Consider the following 5,979-nt stretch of genomic DNA (forward strand, 5'->3'; position numbering starts at 1 on the left):
GTGCCCAGCGGGTTGTCGCTGCTGGTGCTTCATAACCTTCAAATGTATGTTTACGGTTTTGCCGGCGATTTCTATATGATTGGCCTGGAGCAGTTAACACCTCTCTTGAGACTGCCTATGTCACTTTCATCTCTGCAGAGCGTTGAAATCATAGTGTACTTATTAATGAGTGCCGGTTTATATTTGATGGGCGGATTTCTTTACCGGCACCGCCAAATTGAAGCCGCGGGCGAAGCGATTACCTTCGGGGTATTGCGCCCCATCTTCAAGTACTCGGTTACCTTTTGCACCATGTTACTGGCCGGCAGCTATTTCTACCGTACCCAGCAAAGCATAGCCTGGACCTATTGGGGCTATTTCCTGGGGGCCGCCCTGGGCTATATCCTGATTGAAATCCTGTTTCACAAGTCGGTGCACATATTCGACTGGCGGCGCTTTAAGGGCCTGGGGGTTTATGCGCTAATAGCGGCGGCCCTTCTCGGGTTGGTTCACTCAGATTTTACCGGGTATGAAAAAAGGCTGCCGCAAATCGATCAATTGGAAAACGTGTATATGGATAACTATTTTCATCCATTACTGTACGCTGAGGATAGCAGCTATGCGGAAACCCGATCAACACCTCGATTGATATCGATCTATGTAAACCGCGATAATATAGCCCATATAGTGGACCTGCACCGGGAGATCATCGCTCAGCGGGAAGAGGCCGGGATAACCCCCCTGATAAGCCCGGACACCAGGCAGGAAAGGATTTGTCTGGCCTATCAATTTAAGGACGGTAAAAAGCTTTATCGATATTATGCCGTTGATGCTGAACTCTATAAGCAGCATCTGAAACCTATTTATGAGTCGTTGGAATACAAAAACCACAAATTTGAGGTGCTCCGAGTCAACCCCGGCGACGCCAAGCTGGTAGATATCAGGAGCCAGCTTGGAAACAAGCGGGTCAGTATTACAGACCCCCAACTGATTCAAGAAGCTATTGCCGTCCTGCAAAATGATGTTAAGATGCAGACTTACGAGGAAATGAGCGATGCCAGACCCCCCTGGGGATATATCGAAATAACCTTGCCCAAGACACAGAATACCGATACTGAGGGGGGAATATGGCCGGAGGCCACAGACAGCGCCATGGAGGCGGCCCCGAAAAGCGAGTACTACAACATAACTCTGCCCTGGGAAAAGTCTTATCTTGGATTGGAGGGCTGGCTGCAGAGTAAAGGGTTATACAGCCAGGCCCGGCTGCTTCCCAGCGAAGATATTGTCCATGCCATTATCGAATACGCTCCTCAGGGTGTGAATGAGGCTGAATTCCGGACCATGAAGGCTGACAAGATCGAAGCAAAGCCCGGTCAGTTGAAGGTAACCGAAGCGGATAAAATTGAACTGTGTTTTTACAATTACCAGGAATACACCAAAGGAGCTATTTACAAAGTTTTTTTTCAGCTTAAAAACGGCACCGTACTGATTGGAATCTTAACGCCATCCTCAGCCCCGGATTTTGTTAAACAGCATTTTGCCGGGTAAAATACCTTGGTCTTCATGGGCTGCGTACTCAAAACTGACAATCGACAATGTTTAGAAATGAATGCAGCGAGGTGCTTTTCTAAAATTTGAGGGACATTTCGCTGCATCTTTTTTGACATATCCTTCGATATTCAAGATGTGCTGAACTGGGGCATGCTAGCGAGCTAAGGGGAAGCCCGGAGAAGGGTTTTTTGCCTGCGATGCAATCTTAATGGCAGAAGTTCATGTTAGTCTTGAGATTCCCAGTAAACGATTTTATAGTTACCATTCTGATCTCTAGCCGTATAAAAACTAAAATTCTCTTGGGGTTCAAAGTTGTTCTCACTGAATTCACCGACTTCTGCGTCAACACGATGAACATTCAGGTAGTCTTCAAATACATCCATCCAGGTTAATCGGCCTTCAATTTGAATATTTTTGCCCTGAAGGCTTGTGCCTAATTCGGGCAGAGGGAAATCCTGGCGCAGTTTGGGCAGAACATATTCCAAGGCCTGCTGAGGTTTATTGGCGTAAACCAGGTTCAGGAAACTCCTCACCGGGGCTGCCGGACTTTTATACTGGGCTTGGCGCTGCCACTGCTGTTCTTTTTGCCACTCCGGGGTAAATATAAGCTGGACTGATTTGGCATTTTCATTATCGAACACTTTTAGTATCAGGGGGTTATCCAAGTATTGCGCCTCAATTTTCCCATGAGCATTAATCATAGCAGCATTATGTAAAGCATCTCTCTGGCTGCCTCTGCCACTCATTATCCCTGGATAAGTATAAATAGTAAAACGATCAAGGGTATATTCATCAGCATCTACATCAACCGTCCAACCGGCCCCTAGTTCCCCGCCCGCTGAGCCGAGATGAGCGCACAGATGACGGGAAAAATCATGAATTGGAGTTGCCGCTCACGCCGCTGCACGCTTTTAAGATTATTTTGCAGTGATACAAACCCCGTTTTCACTGGGATTCAGATTGTAACGGAACACAATCCGCCCGTCAGCCAGAACCCCCAGGATATGTGTATCGGCTGCCTTCACGGAGATGATTTCAGCCTCGATCAACCATGTTTTCAGATTCAGCCGGTGAAGATAGAACATGTTGTTGGTGTTGTCAGTCTGGTCCAGTTTAAAGGTGATGAAGGCGGCATGGTTCGGCCCCACATAACAATGGTCGGGAATGCTGATATGACCGGTATCACCGGTATCTTCAAGAGAAATTTCCTGAAGCTCCCCGCTTTTAAAATCCAGATACACGGTTTTATAATCATCGCTTTGGCTGCCTGGATCAGGGAGATAGCTATTGATCTCCAGAAGCCCGCTGTCATAGCGGATGAGGCCGGTTGAAGAGAACTGCGAAGCGATACCGTAATTTTGTGCGGTTCCCTTTGCCAGGTCGTACAGCATATAACCCGTAGCGCCTTCATAGACGAGCATGGTGGTGACAACCTTTTTCCCGTCGGCCACAAAACGGGGGCTGTGGTGAAAAGAATTTTCCGGCACCGCACCGCCGGCAAGCGCTGCCGTTTCGGCGAGCAGTTTTTCGCTGTTATCAACCGTATTCAAGAGCTTCAGGCCAACTTCATCGGCATAAACATAACTTTTCCGGTCGCCGGATACGTCCCAGCCCCCGAAGAAAACATCCGGATGTCCAAGCCCATCGTATTGCGGCTCCCGGTTGATTTTCGCCGCGATGATGCCGGGCAGGGGGATATCCTCAACATGCCGCAGGGTTTTATCAACGGCGATAAACTTATCATTCAGGCGGATGATCATGCTTTCACCTGCCGCACTCACATCGGCAGGTGAAAAGTTTCCTTTTATCTCAAGCCGCTTTTCCACTGTCATGGTCTCAGGATCCACCAGCATGAGAGCGGCGTTTTGCCCTTTGTCATAAGGCGCATAAGCCAGAATCAAGCTGCCTTCAACCTCCCCCAGCATGGAAAGCGCATCCGGATTTTCGCCGAAACCGATGATTTGGTCAAAGCGCTGATAATCGCCGGTCAAACTGACAAGATGATTGTTCACGTAGTCCCGCTTGCCGCTATCAAAGTAAAGGCTTCCGTCTTCACGTTGTTTCAACGTGTAAGTTTCCGTCATCTCTACCAGGTCCTTTTGCGGCGAAACGGAACGGGTCAGTATGAAGGTTACGGAACCGTCGCTGTTTTTAGCCACCTGATCCAGGGAATAGCCCCAGGCATTGGGATCATGATAAGAAGGCCGGGCTCGTTCTCCGCCAAGGTTAAACATGAAAGCGCGCCTTTGCGGGTCATAGATGTCCGGTTCAATTGCAGACACATCCATGCTGGTTAAATTGAAATAGCGACGGGCATATTCGAGAGCCGTATCCAGGGGAAACAGCCTCAGGCTGCTATCCTCATCGGCCGGCTCCAGGCTTTCCCAGCCATGTTCCTCAACATATTTCAGCCAGCAGAATTGGGCCACGTTGAGCGGATCTATTTCCTGGGCGGAGTTGAATTCCCGAGTGTTGCCTACGGTGGCAATGGAATCATAAAAGTATTCCTGCCAGAGCTGTTCCAGTTGGACGGGATCAGTGATATCGTTGTTTACCCCTGTTTCCGGCGGAATGCTCTGCTGAGCCCCGGTGTGCAAATCCTGAGGCTTGCGGCTGCATCCGGCAGCAGGGAGCAGCAAAAGAGTCATCAGAATAAATATGATCGTGGTTTTAATCTTCACAATGACACCTGCCTAATTGCTGGGATGTATGATTGGACGGTGTACGTTTCGCAGCGGGTTCCATGGGAGAGAATTCCGCCGCAGCCCGAACGATGCCCCATCCGATGCCTGCTCGGAGGGTGGCTTGTTTCTTTCCCTTTATGCATACATACATAAAAAAAGCACCTGCCTTGCAGCAGATACCGGTAATTGCTCATTATTTTAACCGCCCATCAAGAACGGTTTTGGTCTCATCGGCGCTGGCCCGTCAGAAGGGCGCAGGTTGGTGAATTCAGTTTGATATTGTTCTGAGGACGATAGACCAATCAGGACCAATCAGGGGGACGGTTCTATTGATCGACTTGGAACATAATGGTATTCTTACAACAGGAAGAAATAGAAGGAACTATGTTATGCCAAGGATAGCCCGAAAGAAAAGCGAGACCGGTATTTATCATGATTGATCAATTCCCGATAGTGAAGTTTGAATCATTCAACCATTGTGAAGTCCTTCTTTCTATTTCCGCGTATTTCCTCAATACCTGGTTTGGTTACGCTATAGCCAAGGGCAAGGTTGTGCATCGTGAGGTGGAATCACCCTACGGGTACAAGCCGAAGGAAGCCGGAAGCAAACTTCTATGGGAGCAGTTTGATCGCAGCAGCTTAGAGATCGAGGGCACCACCCCCAGGAAATCCGAGGACCTCTTATCCAGCCTGGCGGACTTGGTCAGCGGCTCCGCCGACGCGGGCACCCCGTGCATATTGATCAAAGGATTTCTGCAGAAAAAATAGTTAAGAGCAACAAAAGCCGTTCCCCGATCCAACCGAGGAACGGCTTTTTTGACGGGCTAACAGGGTGGGCCCAAAGCCAACAAAAAGAATGTTCCTTGTTGCCCTCTTGTTGCTTTACAATTGGCTCTGTTGAAGTTTGTTGTTGATAAATAAATTTTAAAAAATGATAGAATTATTATCAGGCGATAATATTTTGTAAAGTGGTGAATTAATGAGTATTTTAGAAAAATTTGCTGATGTACCTAAAATAGAAACGGAGCGTCTCATCCTTAGAAAAATTACATTAGATGATGCAGAAGATATGTATTTATATGCTTCGAATGAAGAAGTAACGAGATATGTAACTTGGGATACTCATTCCTCATTATCAGATACAATGGAATTTATAAATACGTTTTTATCTAAATATGATGCTCCATGGGGGATTGAGCTTAAAGAAAATGGTAAATTTATTGGAACAGTTCACTTTGTTTGGTGGCAGCCAGAACATAATAGTGCTGAAATTGGATATGTTCTATCTAAAGAATGCTGGGGCAAAGGGTTAATTACCGAAGCAGCAATGGCACTCATTTCTTTTGGTTTCGAAAGTATGAACTTAGTTCGTATACAGGCGAGATGTTTTTTAGAAAACAAGGGTTCAGAGTGTGTTATGGAAAAGTTAGGTATGTCTTTTGAAGGTATAAGTAGAAAAGTAATGTATGTTAAAGGGGAACATAAAGACTTAAAGGTGTACGCTATATTAAAGTTTTAGATATGACACAGGTATATTTGGCGTTGGACATATTTGCATGCCAAAAGGAACAAGCAAGAGAAAAAATGCAAATGTTTGAGGCTGAAAACAGTGAAGATGGTTGCTTGGAAGATACTAAGAACACAAAATTCCATGATGATAAAGCTTTCAATTTGATAATCGAGCAATTGCCAGGAGGTTCTATTCCTTCTTTACATCAAATACCGCAAATAGAACGGAGAGCAATAATAAAGCGGCTCAAAAGTA

General features: G+C 46.6%; 6 protein-coding genes. 4 read left to right on the forward strand and 2 right to left on the reverse strand.

From position 1 onward, the window contains the following. Positions 1–1,527 (forward strand): DUF6449 domain-containing protein (locus B2633_RS11835; RefSeq protein WP_483170882.1); only part of this gene is annotated, 1,527 nt, incomplete at its 5' end. Positions 1,528–1,754: 227 nt separating this feature from the next. On the opposite strand, the gene B2633_RS11840 is transcribed toward B2633_RS11835, so the two are convergent. Both B2633_RS11840 and B2633_RS11845 read right to left on the reverse strand, forming a co-directional pair. Continuing rightward, complete coding sequence (locus tag B2633_RS11840) at positions 1,755–2,231, reverse strand: hypothetical protein (RefSeq protein ID WP_483170883.1); 477 nt, start codon at positions 2,229–2,231, stop codon at positions 1,755–1,757. A 216-nt stretch (positions 2,232–2,447) separates the two neighbouring features. Next, complete coding sequence (locus B2633_RS11845) at positions 2,448–4,211, reverse strand: hypothetical protein (RefSeq protein WP_483170885.1); 1,764 nt, start codon at positions 4,209–4,211, stop codon at positions 2,448–2,450. A gap of 435 nt (positions 4,212–4,646) precedes the next feature. On the opposite strand from B2633_RS11845, the gene B2633_RS11850 reads away from it, so the two are divergent. From B2633_RS11850 to B2633_RS11860, 3 genes are all read left to right on the forward strand, one after another. Then, a complete protein-coding gene (locus tag B2633_RS11850) occupies positions 4,647–4,982 on the forward strand; it encodes a coenzyme F420-0:L-glutamate ligase (protein WP_483170886.1) in 336 nt (111 codons plus the stop codon). Between the two features lie 211 nt (positions 4,983–5,193). After that, entirely contained in the window at positions 5,194–5,733 is a 540-nt protein-coding gene (locus B2633_RS11855; protein ID WP_481039495.1) for a GNAT family N-acetyltransferase, read from the forward strand. Between the two features lie 23 nt (positions 5,734–5,756). Beyond that, positions 5,757–5,979 (forward strand): hypothetical protein (locus tag B2633_RS11860; RefSeq protein WP_483170888.1); only part of this gene is annotated, 223 nt, incomplete at its 3' end.

It is taken from the genome of Syntrophomonas sp. UBA1041, from assembly GCF_002316705.1.
GTDB lineage: Bacteria > Bacillota > Syntrophomonadia > Syntrophomonadales > Syntrophomonadaceae > DTU019.

Excerpts from the sequence above, each read along its gene's own strand:
- B2633_RS11850 (WP_483170886.1), top strand. The coding sequence starts at position 4,647 with ATGATTGATCAATTCCCGATAGTGAAGTTTGAATCATTCAACCATTGT.
- B2633_RS11840 (WP_483170883.1), bottom strand. The coding sequence starts at position 2,231 with ATGATTAATGCTCATGGGAAAATTGAGGCGCAATACTTGGATAACCCC.
- B2633_RS11855 (WP_481039495.1), top strand. The coding sequence starts at position 5,194 with ATGAGTATTTTAGAAAAATTTGCTGATGTACCTAAAATAGAAACGGAG.